Consider the following 18,169-nt stretch of genomic DNA (forward strand, 5'->3'; position numbering starts at 1 on the left):
GGGATTCCTTGAATATCCTGGGTCATCGTTGATCTTCTTGAGCAGGTATAGGGTGTTCCTGGCGCCCGACCCAGGGCGCCAGCATGAAACTGAAGGCCAGCCCCAGGCTCACCGCCAGGCCGAAGTTACTCACCGCCGGTGTGCTGGACAATGCCAGCAGGCCGAACGACAGCCAGGTGGTGACGGCTGCCAGCAGGGTGCCCAGCAGGCTCACGGCGGCACCGCCGATCTGTTCGCGCATCAGGATCGCGTAATCGACGCCGATGGCCGTCACCAGCAACAGGCCGAACAGGCTGAACAACGTCAGTGGTTGTCCCAGCCAGCCGAGGCTCGCCAGGCTGCACAGCGCGGCCAGCAACGGCAGGGCAACGATGCGCAAGGCCGCGCTGACCCCGAAAGGCCAGATCAGCAGCAGCACAATCAGCACGCAGGAGGCCAGTTTCAACTCGGCGGCGCTGACCTGCGTGGCGGCGAAGACCCGGTTCAGGTCACCCAGGCGATCCACCAGTTGCACGCCCGGCAGGTCCAAGGCTTGCACGCGCAGCAGCGCGGCATCGTTCAAGCCTTGCAGGCTGATCATGGCGGCCACGCCTTGCGTCGTGGGGCCGAGCCAGAGTGTGCGGTACGGCTCGGCCAGGGGGCCGGCCAGCGCGGCATCGATGTCTGTCACCGGCAAGGCCTGCAATTGCGCCAGCTCCCCTTGCAGTGCGCCGAGCGGCACGCCCAGGTCGAGCAGCGGTTGCCAGAAGTCCGGCAATCGGGCCAGTGCTTCGCGTACTTTCTGCTGGTCGGCGGGCGGGCTTACCAGTTGGTTCAGTGACAGGTAGCCCTGGAGTTTTTCCAGGGCGATCAACTGATCCAGTCGCTCGTTGAGGGCGGTCTGGCGCTCCAGCAGTTGGGGCTGATCGTCGGCGCGGATCAGGAAGAACTGGCTGGTGGGCTGAAAGCCGGTGATGCGCGCGATGTCGCGGGCTTCGTCGGTGAGGTGCTGGGGTGTGCCGATCCATTGGCGGATGTCGTTTTTCGTGGTCAGGTGCCACAGACCGCCCGCGCAGAAGCTCAGCAACAGCACCAGCAGCACCGGCGTGGGCACCCTCGCCAATAACGCCTGGCGGATCTGGAGCAGGCATTCGCACAGCCGCAGCGGCCACTGGGCGGGACGCAGGTCTGCGCCTTTGAGCAGCGCCGGCAACAGGCAGACCGCAGTCAAGTAGGCGCCCACCAGCCCGGCGGCGGAAAATATCGCGATCTGGGTCAGGGCCGGGAACGGCGTCCAAGCCAGGGCCAGATAGCCGATGCAGGTGGTCGCCAGGCTCAGGCTCAGCCCCGGCAGGGTCAGGCGCAAGGCCGGCCAGCTGCGCCACGGCTTGAGGCTCCAGCTCTTGGACAGGTAGTGCAGCGGGTAATCCACCGCGACACCGATCAGGCTCGAACCCAGCACCAACGTCATCACATGCATGCGTCCGAACAAGGCCACGCACGCCACCGCGCCGAACAGCATGCCCACCAGCACCGGCACGAACGCCAGCCACACACGCAGGCGCCGGAAGGCCAGCAACAGCAGCAGCAAGATGCCGATGGTTGCACCACCGCCAACCCAGGTGATTTCCCGCGATGCCTGTTGCTGGCCGCTGGCGGCGTACAGCAGGCCACTGGCGGCCAGCAATTGCCCTTGGGCCTGGCTCGCCTGGTCGCGGCTGCGTTGCAGCAGTTCGGCCACTTGCAGCGGCAGGTTCATGTCGAAGGCGTTGCCCTGGGCGCGAGCCCGCAGCATCACCCAGCTTTTACCGTCGGCATCGGCGATCAATGCACCGCTGCCGATGTCGAATTGGATCGCGCCGCGTTGTGGCTGGCTGTTCTGGATACGCCCGGTCAGGCCCAGCCAATCGTCCTGGTTCGGCACCAGGCTGAAACCGCTGAACGGATCGAACAAGGCCTGCACCCGCTGTTGGATGAACGCCTGGGGCTGCTCGATCAATTGCTCCCGGTCCGCCGCCGAGAGCATCGCCAGCCGGCCGTTGAGCAGTTGCGTGCGCAGCGCCGGCACGTCGGCCTGCAGCGTCCATTGCACCTTGTCGAACAGGCCGCTGGCCTGCCATTGCTCACCCAGGGTTTGCGCCAGGGCGATGGCTTGCTGGCGATCGGTATGGCCGACCAGTACCAGCACCTCGCGGTTGAGCGGCTCTTGCATGCGCTGCTCGGCGATCAGCTCCAGGGCATCGGGCGAGGTGCCCGGCACCAGCTCCATGAGGTTGGCCGACAGCGGCGCGCCGTTGCGCCATTGCCAGCCGGCGAGCGCGAGCACCGCCAGCAGCAGGATCAAGAACAGCCGGGGCAGCATCCGTTCACTCGGCAAAGTCATGTTGCTCCGCTTCGCTCAAAGGTTGCGCGGCGGTAGCGTCCAGCATGCGCAGCACGGTGCTGTCGCCCTGGGTTTCCAGCAGTTCGATGCGCTGGACCAGTTCGCCGCCGTCAATGTTGATCTGCTTGAAGACTTGCTTGAGCAGCACCGAGCGCGGGGTCAAGGTGAGCTTCCACTGCTGCGGCTCGCCCGACAGGCTCAGCTCGAAATCCCGTTGCAGGCCACTGCTGTCGCCCTGCAATACCGCCAGGAACAGCCGGTTCTGCTCGGCGCCGGCGCTCTTGTTCGGCAGCATTTGCCAGGCATTGCCGTCCCGCCGGGCGATGCCCTGGGCGGTGATGCGGTAGTCCTGTTGCAGCGGGGTTTGCAGCAACCACAGCAGCCCGTGGTTTTTCGCCAGTACGAAGCGGCCCTTGCTGGTGAGGGGTTGGGGCAGGGCGCGCAGGTGTTTTTCCTGGATGAACTGGCCGTGGATCACCTCCGGGCGGGCCAGTTGGTCACTTAATTGCTGTAGATCGAACGCCTGGGCCAGCGGCGACAGGCTGCACAGCAGCAGCCAGATGAACAGGCGCTTCATGACAGTTTCCTCTCGACGGCTTCGACAAAGACCCGTGGCGAGGCCAGCAGCATCTCGCGAGTGGCCATGTCCACGGCCACTTGCACTGAACTGGCCCGGGTGAAGCGTTCGCCTGTCGCGGCATCACTGATCAGGTAGTTGATCTTCAGCCGGTTTTCCCACTCCACCAGACTGGCGCGCACGGTCAGGGCCTGGCCGAACACGGCACCGCGTACGTAGCGCAACTGCAGGTCGATTACCGGCCACGCATGCCCCGATTCGAGCATGTCGTTGTAGTTGTGGCCGATCAGGTCGAGCAGGGCACAGCGGGCCACTTCCAGGTATTTGACGTAATGGCCGTGCCAGACCACGTTCATCGAATCGACGTCGAAAAATGGCACCACGATCTGCGTGTCGACGTGCAAAACACCTTGGCTACGCATGCAGCCTCCAGTGTTGCTCGGCGATGCGTTGCAGGCACAGGCGCAGTTCGCCTTCCAGGGCGCGGTCTTCGATGACCGGCGGGAAATCCCCGGCCAGTTGCTGGTGCATGGCGGCCAGGGCCGGTGGCAGTGGACGTGCGTCTTCGGCACGGCTGCGCAGCCAGACGCCCTGGTTGGCGGCGAGCAAGGTGGCGGCGGCCACTTGTTCGGTCAGTTCCAGCACGCGGATCGCGTCCCGGGCGGCGATGGTGCCCATGCTCACCTTGTCCTGGTTGTGGCACTCGGTGGAGCGCGAGAACACGCTGGCCGGCATCGTGTTTTTCAGGGCTTCGGCGGTCCAGGCGCTGGTGCCGATCTGCACGGCCTTGAAGCCGTGGTTGAGCATCGCTCGCTCGGCACTGGCGCCGGAAAGGTTGCTCGGCAGGCCATGGTTGTAGCGCTCGTCCACCAGCAGCGCGAGTTGCCGGTCCAGCAGGTCGGCGACGTTGGCCACCAGGTTCTTCAGGCTGTCCATGGCGAAGGCGATGTGCCCGCCGTAGAAATGCCCGCCATGGAGCACGCGCTCGGCTTCGGCGTCGATGATCGGGTTGTCGTTGGCGCTGTTGAGTTCGGTTTCGATGAACCCGCGCAGCCAGCCCAGGCTGTCGGCCAATACCCCGAGCACATGGGGCGCGCAGCGCAGGGAATAGCGATCTTGCAGGCGATGCAGTGGCGCGGTCGGCGCGTCGATTGCCAGGTCCTTGCGCAGCCACGCGGCGACTTGCATCTGCCCCGGATGTGGTTTGGCGGCGAACAGGCGTTCATCGAAGTGTTCCGGATTGCCTTGCAGGGCGACCACGTTCAGCGCGGTGATGCGGGTCGCCAGTTGCAGCAGGTAGTCGGCGCGGGCGAAGGCCAGGCAGGCCAGGCCGGTCATCACCGCGGTGCCGTTCATCAGCGCCAGGGCTTCCTTGGGCCGCAGCACCAGCGGCGTCCAGCCCAGTTCACGGTGCACGTCGGCGGCCAGGCGGCGCTCGCCACGGAACATGACCTCCCGTTCGCCGGAAAGCGTGGCGGCGACGTAGGACAGCGGCGTCAAATCGCCGCTGGCGCCCACCGAACCTTCTTCCGGAATCAGCGGCAGGATGTCGTGTTCGAGAAAGGCCTGGAGGCGTTCCAGCAGTTCCACCCGCACCCCCGACACGCCGTGGCACAGCGACTGCAAACGCGCCGCGAGCACGGCGCGAGTGGCCTGGGCGTCGAGCAGCTTGCCCAAGCCGCAGCCGTGGAACGTGTACAGGTGACGGGGCAGGGCCTCGACGTGGTGCAGCGGCACGGCCACCACGCAAGAGTCGCCGTAACCGGTGGTCACGCCGTAGATCACGCCTTCCTTGTCCAGCAGGGAATCGAGGAACTGCGCACCCTTGGCGATGCGCAGGCGGAACGCCGGGTCATCCTGCAACTGCGTCGGCGCCTGGCGGTTGGCCAGGGCCAGCACGTCTTCAATGCGCAAGGGGCGTTCGCCGAAGGTTACCGGCTCAAGAGTGGGCATCGTCATCGGTCTTCCAGAAAGGGTAAAAGTTGAACCACTGTTGCGGGCCCTGGAGGCAGTACTGCGCCAGGCGCTCGGCGTAGCGGGCGGCCCAGTGGGCGATCACTTGCTCACGCTCGTTGCGCTTCCACGTCACGGCATCGGCGAAGGGTTCGAGGGTGACGCGATAGCGCCCCTCGTGCTTGAGGCACATCAGCAGGTTGACCGGGCATTTGAGCAGGCCGGCCAGCAACCACGGGCCCTGCGGGAATGCCGCCGGGTGACCCATGAAGTCCACGGTCACGCTGCGCCCGCCGTGCAGCGGCACGCGGTCGCCGGCAATCGCCAGCCATTCGCCGCGCTCCAGGCGTTCGCTCAGCTGCAACATGATCACCGGGTCCAGTTCGCTGACCTGGATCAGCCGCAGGTGCGTGGCGCCGGCCTCGCCCAGCAAGCGGTTGAACTGCTCGGCGTGCTTGGTGTGCACCAGCACGTTCATGGTGACTTTCTCGCCCAGCTCGGCCAGGGCCCGGCACATCTCCAGGTTGCCCAGGTGCGCGCCCACCAGCATTTGTCCGCGGGCATCGCGCAGATGATTGCGCAACAGCGCCGGGTCGACGATTTCGATCTGGTCGATGCTCAACTTGCCGTTCCAGACGTCGAGTTTATCGAGCAGGGAATCGGCAAAGGCCATGAACTGCCCGAACACCCGCCAGCGGGTCGGGCGCAATTCGGGACGTGCGCTCCAGTCGGCCAGGCGTTGCTGGTATTGCCAGGCTGCCTGCCGGGCGCTACGACCGAAAATGAAGAAGTACAGGACGATGCCGTACAGCAACGGGGTCAGCAAGCGCCGGCCGAGCACCTTGGCGGCGAGGGCGGTGAGTTTCATCAGCCAGTAACTGCCGCGCTCCTGGCGGTCGGCCCAATGCTGTTTGTCTGCCTGAAGACTCATGCCCGCCACCGTCGCCAGAGAATCAGGGGAAAGCGCACCAGCATGCCGAAGAACAACCGGGTGTGCATGCTGGAAATCAGCACGTTGTCGTGGAACAGGCGAAAGTGCGAAACCCCATCCTGGGGGTAATGGACCCGGGTGTGCAGCCAGTGCATCGGCTGATTGCGCCAGGCCAGGCGCACGAGGATGTCCGAGTCGAAATCCATGCGCTTGCCGATGTTGGCCGAGTCGATCACGGCCAGGGTCGGTGCCAAGGGATAGACCCGAAAGCCGCACATCGAGTCGCGGATTTGCAGGGACAGGCTGTTGATCCAGACCATGACGTGGGTGAGGTAGCGCGCATACAGGCGCCCTTTCGGCACGCTGGCGTCGTAGTGCGGATACCCGCAGATCACCGCGTCCGGGTGGGCCCGGGATTGCTCGATGAACGTCTTTACGTCGCCAAGATCGTGCTGTCCGTCGGCATCCACCTGCAGCGCATGGCTGAAACCCAGGCGCGAGGCTTCGCGCAGGCCGGCCATCACTGCACCGCCCTTGCCCTGGTTGACGGCCAGCCTGAGCAGATGCACCTGCTCGCCTTCGGCCAGCCGTTCCAGCACCGCGGCACACGCCGGGCTGCTGGCGTCATCCACCAGCACACAGGGCAGGCCGTTGGCGAGCAACGCCAGGACCACCGCCGAGATGGCGGTTTCGTGGTTGTAGACCGGGATGACGGCGCAGGGGTTATGCATGGGCTCTGCCCCTGTTGCAAAGGCATTCTTTGTGGCGAGGGAGCTTGCTCCCGCTCGGTTGCGTAGCAACCGCCAAAAAAGCGAGGGCGGCTGCGCCACCCAGCGGGAGCAAGCTCCCTCGCCACAGTGATCTGTGCAGTTGCCTAGGCATTGTTTTCCCCCAACACAATCCGCCCACTGGAGCACGCCGCCGTGTCATTGCGGAAGGCAAAGTACAGCTTGCCGCGCTCGCGGTCGAAACGCAGGTGCAGCTGGATTTCATCGCCGGGGCGCACCAGTTGCTGGAATTTCAGCACTTCCATGCCGACAAACCGGGGCGGCAGGTCCAGCAGTTGGCGGCCGAGGCTCAAGGCCCAGTCGACCTGCACCACGCCCGGCAACACCGGCGCGGTGGGAAAATGACCGCTGAAGTACGCCAGGTCTGGCGGCACGATCAACTGCAGGCTCCATTCCCCATCGGTTTCGACTCGTTCCAGGACTTCGGGGCCTTTTGGACGTGGCGCCAGCAGCAGCGCTTCGACCTCGGCCTGGGGCAACTTGCCCTGGGCGTTGAGCGGCAACTGCCGCAGCCAGCGCCAGCGCCGTGGCAGGGCGAGGGGTTCGCAGTGGGCGCTCAGGTGCCGGCGCAGGCCCTCGGTAACGGCGCGTCTGCCCTGGTTGCGCAAGGCATGCAGGCCGGCATCACTCAGCACCACCAGCGCGCCAAGGGAGGCGCGATTCTCCTGCACCACGCCCAATCGCGCTTCGCTGACCCAGTCGTGGGCCACCAGTGCTTGTTCCAGCATCGGCAGGGAAATGCGTTTTTCTTCAAGCTTGACGATACGGTCCAGTCGCCCGAGCAGCTCGAAGCGCCCGTCGTCGGCGATCCGCGTCGCATCAGCGGTATGTTCCACATGCCCGGCCGGCAGATAGGGCGAAGCGATCAGCAAGGCGCCGTCGCTGTCCTGGCGCAACTCGACGCCGGCAAAGGGTTGCCACAATCCGCCGCCCTGGCGCCAGGCGATGCCGCCGGTTTCCGAGCTGCCGAAAATTTCCGTCGGCCATTGTCCCAGGCGTCGCTGCAAGCTTTGTGCAGCCTCGGAGGGCAAGGCGCCGCCAGAGGAAAACACTCGGCGCACGCTGCTCAGGGCCGGCCAATCGAGGTTGTCGCCCATGCGCTTGAGCAATGCCGGGCTGGCGACCCAGGCGAACGCCGGTTGTTCACGGCTGGCCCGTTGCAGGTCCTCGGGAAATGCCAGTTGCCGACGCGTGAATGGACGCCCGGCGCACAGCGGCCACAGCACCCGAAACAGTAGTCCGTAGATGTGCTGGGCGGCCACGCTGCCGATCATGCAGGCCGGGCCGAGGTCGGCGCCCCACAGTTGCTCCAGGGCCTGGACTTCGTTACTCAACTGCCGCAGGGTTTTCTCGATGCGCTTGGGCTCGCCGCTGGAGCCGGAGGTGCACAGGCTCAGCCAACAGTGATCGAGGTCCAGTTCGGCCCCATCCATCGGCGCGTGTCGCACGTCGCCGGGATGGGTGTCGCCGGGCTGGTCGGTCAACCACAGGTCCACGTCCGCCGCCCAGCGCTGGCGAGTCTGCGCTTGCAGGTCGGCGGGCAGCAGCACCCGCACCCCGGCACGCCAAGCGCCGAGCAGGGCGATGGCCAGGTCGGCGGCATCGTCCAGGTGCACCGCCACATGCTGCACGCCCCGGGCTTGCAGGCCCGCCGCCAGGCACAACGCCGCGTCCCGCAGTTGCGAGTGATCCAGCGCCGGAGCGACCGTAACGGTGCGTTCCGGCTGAGCCCTGAGCAACATCTGCTCAAGTGTTATCCAATTCATGGGCGGCCTCTTACCCGTTGTCGTATGAGCCATTCAATGGCAAACAGCAGCCCCATCAGTCCGTAGGAAATCAGGCCGGTGTACAACATCCACCAGCTCAGCGGCGCCCAAATGGTCAGGGCGGCGGCGAGCAAACCGTTACACAGGAAAAACACACACCAGGCCACCGTGACCTGGCGGGTATACACCACCGCCTTGGCCGGCAGCTGCGGTTCGCGCAGGCGGGCCAGGCGTTCAATCATCGGCGGGCCGTATTTCAGGCTCAGGGCGAACAGCCCGAGCATGAACCCGCTTATCAGCACGGGGTACCAGCGCAGCAGGAGCGGGCTGTCGAACAGCGCGAGCAACACACAAAAACCGATCGCCGTGACAGCCATCCAACGGCTGCCGGCGCCGCCCTTGCCAAGCAACGCCCGGGCCAGCCACAGGCTCCCCAGCAGCAGCCCGAACTGCCACGGGGCGAAATGCTCCATGCCGAAATACACCGCAAAGGGGTACAGCAGGCCTGCCAGTAGCAGGCCGAGGCCAATCAGCCGGGTCATGCGGCCGGTTGGACCAGTCGATAGACCGCCTCGACCACGTCATTGACGGTGCGCACCGACTTGAATTCTTCGGCTGCGATTTTCTTGCCGGTCTGGCGCTTGATGTGATCGATCAGGTCGACCGCATCGATGCTGTCGATTTCCAAGTCCTGGTACAGGTTCGATTCCAGCGTCACGCGTGCTGGGTCCAGTTCGAAGAGTTCGACCAGGGCATCACGCAGGGTGTTGAAAATGTCGTCACGAGTTTGCATGGTCGGTCTCAGGCGCTTTTTGCAGTGACGAAGGCCGCAAGGCTTGCCACATTGCTGAAATGGTTACGGGTGTCCTTGGCGTCGGCGTCGATCTTGATGCCATATTTTTTCTGGATCGCCAGGCCAAGCTCCAGGGCATCCACCGAGTCCAGGCCCAGGCCTTCGCCGAACAGGGTCTGATCGTCGCCGATGTCGTCGATGCCGATGTCTTCCAAGCCAAGGGCTTCGATGATCAGCTGTTTGATGTCACGGTGCAGATCGCTCATCTTCGGCGAGCTCCTTGATGTAATAGTGATGCAAGAAATCGTTGAGCCTGCGCGAAGCCTGGGGTGGCGGGCCGAGCGCAGCGAACGCCTGTGGGTCTATATCGGCCCCGACGTGAAAACTGAAGTGCACGCGACACCGAGGGATGCGATACCAGGGTTCGGCCTTGGTCAGGGTCGTGGGGTTGACCTTGATCGTGACGGGCGTGAGGATTTTCGCACCCCGCAGGGCAATGGCCGCGGCCCCCCGATGAAAGGCCGGCGCCTGGCCTGGCTGGGTGCGCGTCCCTTCGGGAAAGACGATCAGCGTCTGGCCATTTTGCAAGGCATCGCTGGCAGCATCGAGCATGTCCATGCTGCCGTCGTTGCTGATGTATTGGGTGGAACGCAATGGGCCACGGGTGAAAGGATTCTCCCACAGGCTTTGCTTGACCACGCAGTTGGCGTCGCGCACCAGCCCGATCAGGAACACCACGTCGATCAGCGACGGGTGATTGGCAATGATCATCTGCCCGGGACGCCCGAGCCGTTCGGCGCCATCGATCTGGTAGGTGAGCACCCCGGTGCGGGCCATGAATCGGATAAAGAACCAGAACAACCGCCCGACGGTGCGACGAGCCCTTTGTCGGTGGGCCTTGGCATCCCCGGGCAACCAGGCCAGCAACGGGAACACCAGCAAACGCAGGCACAGCCCGCCCAGCCCGAACAGGGCGAAGCTGGCGGCGGTCGCGACCAGGCGCCAGTAATAGGCGTCGCGATGTTTGCCGGTCACCGGTTGCGTTGCCAGGTCCATACACGATTCTTCCAGGCATGTTGGCAGGTGGTTTCGTTGTTCAGCAGGGTACGCAACAGATCCAGGGCATGGGGCCAGTCGCTGCCAGGCGAGTGGTCGGCCTGTGCGGACAGGTCCAGTTGCCAATCGTCGCCCGGGGTCAGCAGCAGGCCCACGGCATAGGGAAAAGGCACGTCATCGACCCACGGAGCGTAGACCTGCGGCGGTTGTTCCTCGGTAATCACCAGCAACACCGCCGGCGAGCCTTCGTTCAACAGCGCTGCGGCCTCCAGCACGCCATGCTCCAACCCATCGCCCGTGGCGGCCAGGGAGGTCATTTCGCTGGTTTCGCTGCGCATGATCGACCACAGGCCGATCACCGCGTTATGGACCGACAGGCTGAATTGGGTCGGCGACAAGGGCAGGTCGGCCGCCAGGTCCTTCAGAATCTCGAACGTGCGCGGGGTTTCACCGTGACGGGAAATAAAGACCAACGGTAGGGCCGGACGGCCCTCGGCCAGTGGCCAGCCGACGCTGAAGGCCATCCGCGCCAGGCGACTGAGGCGCCGGCGTTGCATGGCGGGCAGGAACGAGACGTCAGGGGCGGCATCGCTGGCTGGCAATACGACCGGCTGTCGGCTCCATGCCTGCCAATCATCCACGCTTTCGAGCCCAGGGGCCCATGCGCGCCATTGGGCGATATTGAAATTGATCACAAACTTCACCCCACCCCTGCGGGCTTTTATTGTCACGGTTCAGTGGTTTGACCCGCGTCCAACCCTGCATGGCCTTGCGACCCAAGTGGCGCGCATTATCCCGGTGCGGTTGGCTTGTAGCAAATACTGGTTACATTTTGTCCAGCAAAATGTACGGGTTGGTCCGCTCAATGTCAGGCCAGGACCATTGTCGCGATCATCGCGAGTTTGTCTGTCGGTTGTTCCTGTCATTGACTGGACTTGATTGACGCCTGAATCGTTGGAAAAGCCACCGTCGCTGTAGTCCTTCTACGCAGAAGGTAGCTAAGCGGTGTCGCGCCCTACTACACTCGGGAATCTTTGATACACGGAGGTTTTGACATGCGGCGTGTGGTGTTCAATCAGAAAGGTGGCGTGGGCAAGTCCAGCATCGCCTGCAATCTGGCGGCGGTCAGCGCCAGCGAAGGCTATCGCACGCTATTGATAGACCTGGATGCCCAGGCCAACTCCACTCAATACCTGACTGGCCTGACCGGCGATGACATCCCCATGGGCATTGCCGATTTTTTCAAGCAGACCCTGTCGTCCGGGCCGTTCTCGAAAAAGAACAAGGTGGATATCTACGAAACACCCTTCGACAACCTGCATGTCATCACCGCCACGGCGGAGCTGACGGACCTGCAGCCCAAGCTCGAGGCCAAGCACAAGATCAACAAGCTGCGCAAATTGCTCGAAGAGCTGGAGGAGGATTACGACCGGATTTACCTGGACACCCCGCCAGCCTTGAATTTCTATGCGGTTTCGGCGCTGATCGCTGCTGATAGGGTGTTGATTCCTTTCGACTGCGACAGTTTTTCCCGTCAGGCCCTGTACGGCCTGCTGGCGGAAATCGAAGAGCTCAAGGACGACCATAACGAAGGCCTGGAAGTCGAAGGTATCGTGGTCAACCAGTTCCAGGCCCGCGCCAGCCTGCCGCAGCAGATTCTCGACGAACTGATCGCCGAAGGCCTGCCGGTGTTGCCGGTGTACCTGAGCAGTTCGGTGCGCATGCGCGAATCCCACCAGGCCAGCCTGCCGCTGATCCACCTCGACCCGCGGCACAAACTGACCCAACAGTTCATGGAATTGCATAGCCTGCTGGAAAGCGCCTGATTGAAATCCACTTGAAAGAATCACTGTGGGAGCGAGCTTGCTCGCGATAGCTGCCTGTCAGGCGACACAGTATTGACCGGTACACCGCTATCGCGAGCAAGCTCGCTCCCACACTTTTCTCATGGCTTCAAATCCCCTGGCTGCGCAACCAAGCCATCAGTTGAGGCAAGGGAAACGCCCCACTCTGGCGCGCCACCTCCCGGCCATCCTTGAACAGAATCAGGCTGGGAATCGAGCGGATCCCCAACTGCGCCGACAACTGCTGGTTGGCCTCGCTGTCGAGCTTGGCCAGCCGACATTTGCCCGCCAGTTGCGCGGCGGCCTGTTCGAACACGGGCGCGAAGGACTTGCATGGCCCACACCAATCGGCCCACACATCCACCAGCAACGGCAGGTCGCCTTTGATCTGGCTGGCATAGTCGCCTTGCTTGAGTTCGAACGGCTTGCTCAATAACACCTGGGCTTTGCAGCGCCCGCACTTGGGCTGGTCGCCCAGGCGTTCGGCGGGTATGCGATTGAGCCCGTTGCAATGGGGGCAGGGGATCAGCATCAGACCAGTCTCCAGAAAATCCTTGGCACAGATTGAACACTATATAGAAACCACCACAAAAACCTGTGGGAGCGAGCTTGCTCGCGATGGCGGTGTATCAGTCAATATTGCCTCGACTGTCAGACCGCTATCGCGAGCAAGCTCGCTCCCACAGGGGTGTATCGGTGTGGCTGTTATTTGCCGTTGGTCAGCGTGTTGTAGCTGGTCATCAGGTTGCGGTAGTCCGGGATGTGGTTGGAGAACAGGGTCGCCAGGCCTTCCACGTCGTTGCGCCAGTCGCGGTGCAGTTCACAGGCCAGGCCGAACCAGGTCATCAATTGCGCACCGGAGGAAGACATGCGGTCCCAGGCCGATTGACGGGTCAGTTCGTTGAACGTGCCAGACGCATCGGTGACCACGAACACTTCGAAACCTTCAGCCAGGGCTGACAGGGCCGGGAAGGCTACGCAGACTTCGGTGACGACGCCGGCGATGATCAGTTGTTTCTTGCCAGTGGCCTTGATTGCCTTGACGAAATCTTCGTTGTCCCAGGCGTTGATCTGGCCAGGACGGGCGATGTACGGCGCGTCCGGAAACAATGTCTTGAGCTCGGGCATCAACGGGCCGTTGGGGCCGGTTTCGAAGCTGGTGGTGAGGATGGTCGGCAGTTGGAAGTACTTCGCCAGGTCAGCCAGGGCCAGTACGTTGTTCTTGAAACGGTCCGGGTCGATGTCGCGTACCAGCGACAGCAGACCGGCTTGGTGATCGACCAGCAGAACGGCGGCGTTATCTTTGTCGAGACGGTTGTAGGAAGTAGTCATGGCGTAGCCCTCATCAAGTTTTGTTTGCCGAAGGTTTCGGCGTGGTTAAGGTTGTGAATTCGGTGCAGCGATTATTGGGTGACTCATCTGGCCGAAGCGCCGGTTTGAATCCGTGTTGCGTTTCGATGGGTGTAGATTAAAACTGGCACCTTTGAAGCGCTAGACTGCGAAAATCAGCCTTAGCGTTCTATTTGGAGAACGATCATCGAAGACCTCAATACGCTTTACTATTTCACCCAGGTGGTCGAGCACCGTGGGTTCGCCGCGGCCGGCCGGGCGCTGGACATGCCGAAGTCAAAGCTCAGCCGGCGTATCGCCCAGTTGGAAGAGCGGCTCGGGGTGCGCTTGCTCCATCGCACCAGCCGCCATTGCACGCTGACGGAGATCGGCCAGGCTTATTACCAGCGTTGCCTGGCGATGCGGGTCGAGGCCGAGAGCGCGGCGGAAGTGATCGAGCGCAACCGCTCCGAACCCCAGGGGCTGGTGCGCATCAGTTGCCCGACGGCGCTGCTCAACAGTTGGGTCGGGCCGATGTTGACCCGCTACATGCTCAAGTACCCGCGGGTGGAGTTGTTCATCGAGAGCACCAACCGCCGGGTCGACTTGATCCATGAAGGGTTCGATATCGCCTTACGGGTGCGCTTTCCGCCGCTGGAAAACACCGACATGGTCATGAAGGTACTGAGCAACAGCACCCAGTGCCTGGTGGGCAGCCCGGCGTTCCTCGAGCGCTTGTCTTCACCGGCCTCCCCGGCGGACCTCAACGGCTTGCCCAGCGTGCACTGGGGCGCGGCGCAGCGGGAATACCAGTGGGAGTTGTTCGGCCCGGATGGCACCCGCGCGCTGATCCGTCACGCGCCACGCATGGTCACCGACGACCTGCTGGCCCTGCGTCATGCGGTGCTGGCAGGCATCGGCATCGCCCACCTGCCCACCGTGGTGGTGCGCGAAGACATCGCGGCCGGCCGGCTGGTGGAACTGGTGTCGGGCTGGACGCCGAAGTGCGGGATCGTCCATGCGATCTTTGCCTCACGCCGCGGGTTGCTGCCGTCGGTGCGTACGCTGATCGACTTTCTGGCAGAAGAATTCAGCCACAGTGATATGGCGTAGGGCAGGCGCCCTTGAGTGAAGTGCTTCTGTGGGAGCCAAGCTTTTGTGGGAGCCGAGCTTGCTCGCGATGAACGATAACGCGCTCTTCCGGTAGATCGAGGTGCCTTCATCGCGAGCAAGCTCGGCTCCCACAGGTTTTTCATCGGACCTTCCAACCAGAATTGCCATTCATCAGGTGCGCCGCACTGAAAAGCTGTCACGGCCTCAAAAAGACACCACGTACCTGTTTGCAGACTCAGGAGGTCCCATGAGCCATCCTCAAGACCCAGCCACTCCCCAAACAGTGGATAACCCCAACGACGACGGCTTCGTCCTCGGCACCGCCGGCCGCGATGAAGACCCCAACGCCGCCCCGTCCTACGCCACCGACCGCCGCCACGACCGGGACGAACTGACCCCTGAAGACGCCCGCGGCATGCCCGGCTATCCCGAGGAAAAACCAGCGGCCAAACCCAAGGAGAAGGGGGTTGAAAAGGCAGAGCCGGGGATCGAGACGCCTGAGCAGGGGAACGATAAGGTTGGGTGAGTAACCTGCGATAAATTGAAGATTGCCATCGCGAGCAAGCTCGCTCCCACATGGATGGCTGTGTGACTGCGATATTTGCGACAACACCCCACCCCTGTGGGAGCGAGCTTGCTCGCGATGACTCTCGTCCAGACCAATCCTCGCCGTAAAAGCTGTCATCTTTTCTTCCTAGCATTATCGCAATTTGCGATAAGTGCGATTTGTGTTTATCTAGTCCATAGCAAAATGCGATGAGGAAAAGGGATGAGTGCACTGATCGAACAAGTCGCCGCCCATTGGGAGTTTGTGTCTCCCTTGCTGCGTAAGCCCAGGAGCGAAGAGGATTACGACCGGTTGGTCGCAGCGCTCGATGAATTGTTGGAGTTGGTTGGCGAAGAAGAAGCCCACCCGTTGATGAGCCTGGTGGACATTATCGGTGAATGGATCGAGGCCTGGGATCATCAACACCGGCCGATGCCCAAGGCCACTGGCGTTGAGGCGCTTCGTTATCTGATGCGCGAGCATGGGATGAGCCAGAGTGACTTGCCGGGTGTCGGTACCCAGTCGGTGGTATCGGAGATATTGAGCGGCAAGCGTCAGCTCAATTTGAGGCAGATCCGCTGGTTGGCGGAGCGCTTCGGCGTATCGGTTGAGACCTTTATTTGATGGTTTGGCGCGCTCACTGTGGCGAGGGAGCTTGCTCCCGCTCGGCTGCGAAGCAGTCGTCGCTTTTGAGGTTTGGGGCCGCTGCGCAGCCCAGCGGGAGCAAGCTCCCTCGCCACCGGGGGATGCGCTATGTCGACTGGCGGGGTTCGACGTTGTCCAGTGCCCGGTTCGCCAGTAAAACGCTTAGTTCGATCAATTGCTGAATGCCTAGGGCGACTTGCCGCCTGGAGCCTTTCAGGTCGAATACCAGGTCGCTGACCATGGCGTTGGCCGAGGCCAGGTTTTCGTTGAGGTTGGCGAGCAGGGTTTCGGTGTCGACGCCATTGACGACGGTGAACATTTGGCTTGGATCGGCCTCGGGTTTGCTGGGTTTTGGGTTGAGGTAGTAGTCGAGGACGCGGTCAGCTGTTTCGTCGAATTCTTTTGAGTTCGGGTTGGCTGGGTCGGTATCTGGCGGGTTAGGGGTTGCTTTGAACATGGATGAAACTCCTTGATGAGTGGAGCCGTCACCCGTCGCTGCTAAACGAAGAGGGTGGCGGCTGTACGCGGGTTAGCAGACCAGGCATCAAGGAACCCGGCGCACCGAAGTGCCCCACGCATAGCCGCCATAATGCTGACAAGTCTATGGTGATCAACTGTTCGAATGGCGACACTGGCGTGCCTTGATGTTGTTCGAGCTGCTAAACCCGATCGCTGATTTTCAGCGACGGGGAAACGATAAAGCCCGACCCCAAGGCGCACAAGCCGGCGGATTCTGGCGTAGTTGTAGGCAATGGCGCAAGGCGGCGTAGCCTGCTCCTGCGTGGTCCTACATCGAAATAAACGCGGTGATGGTCAAGGGCTTCAGCATTTGCCTGAGAGGCCTGTGATTAACTGAAGATTGCCATCGCGAGCAAGCTCGCTCCCACATGGATGGCTGTGTGACTGCGATATTTGCGGCAACACCCAACCCCTGTGGGAGCGAGCTTGCTCGCGATGACTGTCGATCAGACAACCCTGAATCTGTGGCCAGGAAGGGTTACGACGAGCAACTGATTTCCAGATGTTTGCCCCATTCCGGCGGGCGCTCGGCGTAGCTGTCCATGCCCGGTTGTTCTTCAAATGGGTGACTCAAGACGGTGTGCAGGCGGCGGACTTCGTCGTAGCCGCCTGATTCGGCGGCGTCGATGGCTTTCTGTGCCAGGTAGTTGCGCAGCACGTACAGCGGGTTGACGGCGTGCATGCGGGCGCGGCGTTGGTCTTGATCGACGGGGCCTTCGCGGTTGACGCGGGCGGTATAGAGCTCGCCCCAGGCGTCGAATCCCTTGAGGTCGACGAAGTCGTCGCGCAGGGTGGCAATGGCTTGCTCGGGCGCCTGGTCGCCGAGTCGACGGAAGAACAGGCTGTAGTCGACGCCGCTGTTCTGCATCAGTTGCAGCAGGCGCTCCACCAGTTTCTGGTCATCCTCTTCGGCGACGGTCAAACCGAGGCGGCGGCGCATCAAGTCCAGGTAGTGAGCCTGGTACAGCGGCAAGTACAGCCCGAGGGTCTCGCGCAGCGCGTCGACGTTGATGAAGGGGGTCAAGGCCTGGGCCAGGGCGCTGAGGTTCCACTGGCCGATTGGCACCTGGTTGCTGAACGAATAGCGGCCCTGGTCATCGGAGTGGTTGCAGATGAAGTTGGCGTCGAAGTCATCGAGGAAGGCGAACGGCCCGAAGTCGAAGGTGATGCCCAGGATCGACATGTTGTCGGTGTTCATTACGCCGTGGCAGAAACCGTAGGCCTGCCATTTTGCAATCAGCTCGGCGTTGCGCTCGACGATTTCGCGGTACATCGCCAGGTACGGCTCCGGCTGCTCACGGCATTCGGCAAAATGCAGGTTCAAGACGTGCTCGGCGAGGGCTGCGTGCAGTTCGGGTTTCTTGGTGTAGTAGAAGTATTCGAAATGGCCGAAACGCACATGGCTCGGCGCCAGGCGCAGCACCATGGCGGCGCGCTCCTGTTTTTCGCGCCATACCGGGGTGTCCGAGCCGATCACGCACAACGCGCGGGTGGTGGGGATGCCCAGGGCGTGCAAGGCCTCGGAGGCGAGGAATTCGCGGATCGAGGAGCGCAGCACCGCGCGCCCGTCGCCCATCCGTGAGAACGGCGTCTGGCCGGCGCCCTTGAGGTGCAGGTCCCAGTGCTCGCCGGCCTCGTTGTACACCTCGCCCAGCAGCAACCCGCGGCCATCGCCCAGTTGTGGGTTGTAGTGGCCAAACTGATGACCCGAATACACCATCGCCCGAGGTTCGGTTTCAGCCCAGAGCTTGTGGCCGCCGAAGATCTCGGCGAACAGCGCTGTCTCGGCTTCTGCCGGATCCAGGTCCAGCAGCGCCATGGCCGCCGGGCTGGCGACCACCAGTCGTGGATTGTCGATGGGCTCGGGCAGCACGTGGGCCGAGAAACCGTCGCCCAGGCGGGCGAAGCGGTTATCGAAGGTCAGCGTTTCCAGCGATTTCATGGCC

At 62.9% G+C, this 18,169-nt stretch carries 20 protein-coding genes; 4 read left to right on the forward strand and 16 right to left on the reverse strand.

All coding sequences use genetic code 11. From position 1 onward, the window contains the following. Positions 1 to 22: 22 nt before the first annotated feature. From J3P85_RS01955 to J3P85_RS02010, 12 genes are all read right to left on the reverse strand, one after another. A complete protein-coding gene (locus J3P85_RS01955; RefSeq protein ID WP_434704712.1) occupies positions 23 to 2,362 on the reverse strand; it encodes an MMPL family transporter in 2,340 nt (779 codons plus the stop codon). Continuing rightward, a complete protein-coding gene (locus tag J3P85_RS01960; protein ID WP_434704713.1) occupies positions 2,346 to 2,939 on the reverse strand; it encodes a LolA family protein in 594 nt (197 codons plus the stop codon). The genes J3P85_RS01955 and J3P85_RS01960 overlap by 17 nt, the downstream gene beginning before the upstream one ends. After that, complete coding sequence (locus J3P85_RS01965) at positions 2,936 to 3,361, reverse strand: acyl-CoA thioesterase (protein WP_186706050.1); 426 nt, start codon at positions 3,359 to 3,361, stop codon at positions 2,936 to 2,938. Before J3P85_RS01965 ends, J3P85_RS01960 begins: the two co-directional genes overlap by 4 nt. Then, the gene (locus J3P85_RS01970) at positions 3,354 to 4,898 is read right to left on the reverse strand and encodes an HAL/PAL/TAL family ammonia-lyase (protein WP_434704714.1); all 1,545 of its coding nucleotides are present in this window, start codon (positions 4,896 to 4,898) and stop codon (positions 3,354 to 3,356) included. The genes J3P85_RS01965 and J3P85_RS01970 overlap by 8 nt, the downstream gene beginning before the upstream one ends. Next, on the reverse strand, positions 4,879 to 5,823 hold the full coding sequence (locus J3P85_RS01975; protein ID WP_434704715.1) for a glycosyl transferase: 945 nt from the start codon (positions 5,821 to 5,823) through the stop codon (positions 4,879 to 4,881). Before J3P85_RS01975 ends, J3P85_RS01970 begins: the two co-directional genes overlap by 20 nt. After that, positions 5,820 to 6,554, reverse strand: a complete 735-nt coding sequence (locus J3P85_RS01980) for a glycosyltransferase family 2 protein (protein WP_434704716.1) — start codon at positions 6,552 to 6,554, stop codon at positions 5,820 to 5,822. The genes J3P85_RS01975 and J3P85_RS01980 overlap by 4 nt, the downstream gene beginning before the upstream one ends. 143 nt (positions 6,555 to 6,697) lie before the next feature. After that, a complete protein-coding gene (locus tag J3P85_RS01985; RefSeq protein ID WP_434704717.1) occupies positions 6,698 to 8,377 on the reverse strand; it encodes an AMP-binding protein in 1,680 nt (559 codons plus the stop codon). Beyond that, positions 8,374 to 8,919, reverse strand: coding sequence for a hypothetical protein (locus J3P85_RS01990; RefSeq protein WP_434572820.1), 546 nt, complete (start codon positions 8,917 to 8,919; stop codon positions 8,374 to 8,376). Before J3P85_RS01990 ends, J3P85_RS01985 begins: the two co-directional genes overlap by 4 nt. Beyond that, positions 8,916 to 9,170, reverse strand: a complete 255-nt coding sequence (locus tag J3P85_RS01995) for an acyl carrier protein (protein ID WP_186706044.1) — start codon at positions 9,168 to 9,170, stop codon at positions 8,916 to 8,918. The genes J3P85_RS01990 and J3P85_RS01995 overlap by 4 nt, the downstream gene beginning before the upstream one ends. 8 nt (positions 9,171 to 9,178) lie before the next feature. Beyond that, the gene (locus tag J3P85_RS02000) at positions 9,179 to 9,436 is read right to left on the reverse strand and encodes a phosphopantetheine-binding protein (RefSeq protein WP_411386297.1); all 258 of its coding nucleotides are present in this window, start codon (positions 9,434 to 9,436) and stop codon (positions 9,179 to 9,181) included. Next, the gene (locus J3P85_RS02005; RefSeq protein ID WP_434704718.1) at positions 9,417 to 10,226 is read right to left on the reverse strand and encodes a lysophospholipid acyltransferase family protein; all 810 of its coding nucleotides are present in this window, start codon (positions 10,224 to 10,226) and stop codon (positions 9,417 to 9,419) included. The genes J3P85_RS02000 and J3P85_RS02005 overlap by 20 nt, the downstream gene beginning before the upstream one ends. Further along, positions 10,202 to 10,921: a beta-ketoacyl synthase chain length factor gene (locus J3P85_RS02010; RefSeq protein ID WP_434704720.1), complete on the reverse strand. Its 720-nt coding sequence runs from the start codon at positions 10,919 to 10,921 to the stop codon at positions 10,202 to 10,204. The genes J3P85_RS02005 and J3P85_RS02010 overlap by 25 nt, the downstream gene beginning before the upstream one ends. Positions 10,922 to 11,281: 360 nt before the next feature. On the opposite strand from J3P85_RS02010, the gene J3P85_RS02015 reads away from it, so the two are divergent. After that, the gene (locus tag J3P85_RS02015; protein WP_186706040.1) at positions 11,282 to 12,052 is read left to right on the forward strand and encodes a ParA family protein; all 771 of its coding nucleotides are present in this window, start codon (positions 11,282 to 11,284) and stop codon (positions 12,050 to 12,052) included. 127 nt (positions 12,053 to 12,179) lie between these two features. Here the strand turns inward: J3P85_RS02015 and trxC are convergent, their stop codons facing one another. Together trxC and ycaC are read right to left on the reverse strand one after the other, a co-directional pair. Next, complete coding sequence (gene trxC / locus J3P85_RS02020; protein ID WP_434704721.1) at positions 12,180 to 12,602, reverse strand: thioredoxin TrxC; 423 nt, start codon at positions 12,600 to 12,602, stop codon at positions 12,180 to 12,182. A gap of 173 nt (positions 12,603 to 12,775) precedes the next feature. Next, positions 12,776 to 13,402, reverse strand: a complete 627-nt coding sequence (ycaC, locus tag J3P85_RS02025) for an isochorismate family cysteine hydrolase YcaC (protein WP_030140945.1) — start codon at positions 13,400 to 13,402, stop codon at positions 12,776 to 12,778. A gap of 204 nt (positions 13,403 to 13,606) precedes the next feature. On the opposite strand from ycaC, the gene J3P85_RS02030 reads away from it, so the two are divergent. The 3 genes from J3P85_RS02030 to J3P85_RS02040 all read left to right on the forward strand — a co-directional run bounded on the left by J3P85_RS02030 (position 13,607) and on the right by J3P85_RS02040 (position 15,683). Continuing rightward, positions 13,607 to 14,512 carry a LysR family transcriptional regulator gene (locus J3P85_RS02030; RefSeq protein WP_434706314.1) on the forward strand — a complete coding sequence of 302 codons (906 nt, stop codon included), beginning with the start codon at positions 13,607 to 13,609 and terminating at the stop codon, positions 14,510 to 14,512. Between the two features lie 247 nt (positions 14,513 to 14,759). After that, on the forward strand, positions 14,760 to 15,038 hold the full coding sequence (locus J3P85_RS02035; protein WP_434704722.1) for a hypothetical protein: 279 nt from the start codon (positions 14,760 to 14,762) through the stop codon (positions 15,036 to 15,038). Between the two features lie 243 nt (positions 15,039 to 15,281). Next, a complete protein-coding gene (locus tag J3P85_RS02040) occupies positions 15,282 to 15,683 on the forward strand; it encodes a helix-turn-helix domain-containing protein (RefSeq protein WP_434704723.1) in 402 nt (133 codons plus the stop codon). 127 nt (positions 15,684 to 15,810) lie between these two features. Here the strand turns inward: J3P85_RS02040 and J3P85_RS02045 are convergent, their stop codons facing one another. After that, entirely contained in the window at positions 15,811 to 16,161 is a 351-nt protein-coding gene (locus tag J3P85_RS02045; protein WP_434704724.1) for a DUF6124 family protein, read from the reverse strand. A 540-nt stretch (positions 16,162 to 16,701) separates the two neighbouring features. Next, positions 16,702 to 18,165: a protein adenylyltransferase SelO gene (gene selO, locus J3P85_RS02050; RefSeq protein WP_434704725.1), complete on the reverse strand. Its 1,464-nt coding sequence runs from the start codon at positions 18,163 to 18,165 to the stop codon at positions 16,702 to 16,704. Positions 18,166 to 18,169: the final 4 nt, after the last annotated feature.

Origin of the sequence: Pseudomonas sp. Z1-12 (assembly GCF_051132015.1) — a bacterium.
GTDB lineage: Bacteria > Pseudomonadota > Gammaproteobacteria > Pseudomonadales > Pseudomonadaceae > Aquipseudomonas > Aquipseudomonas zanjanensis.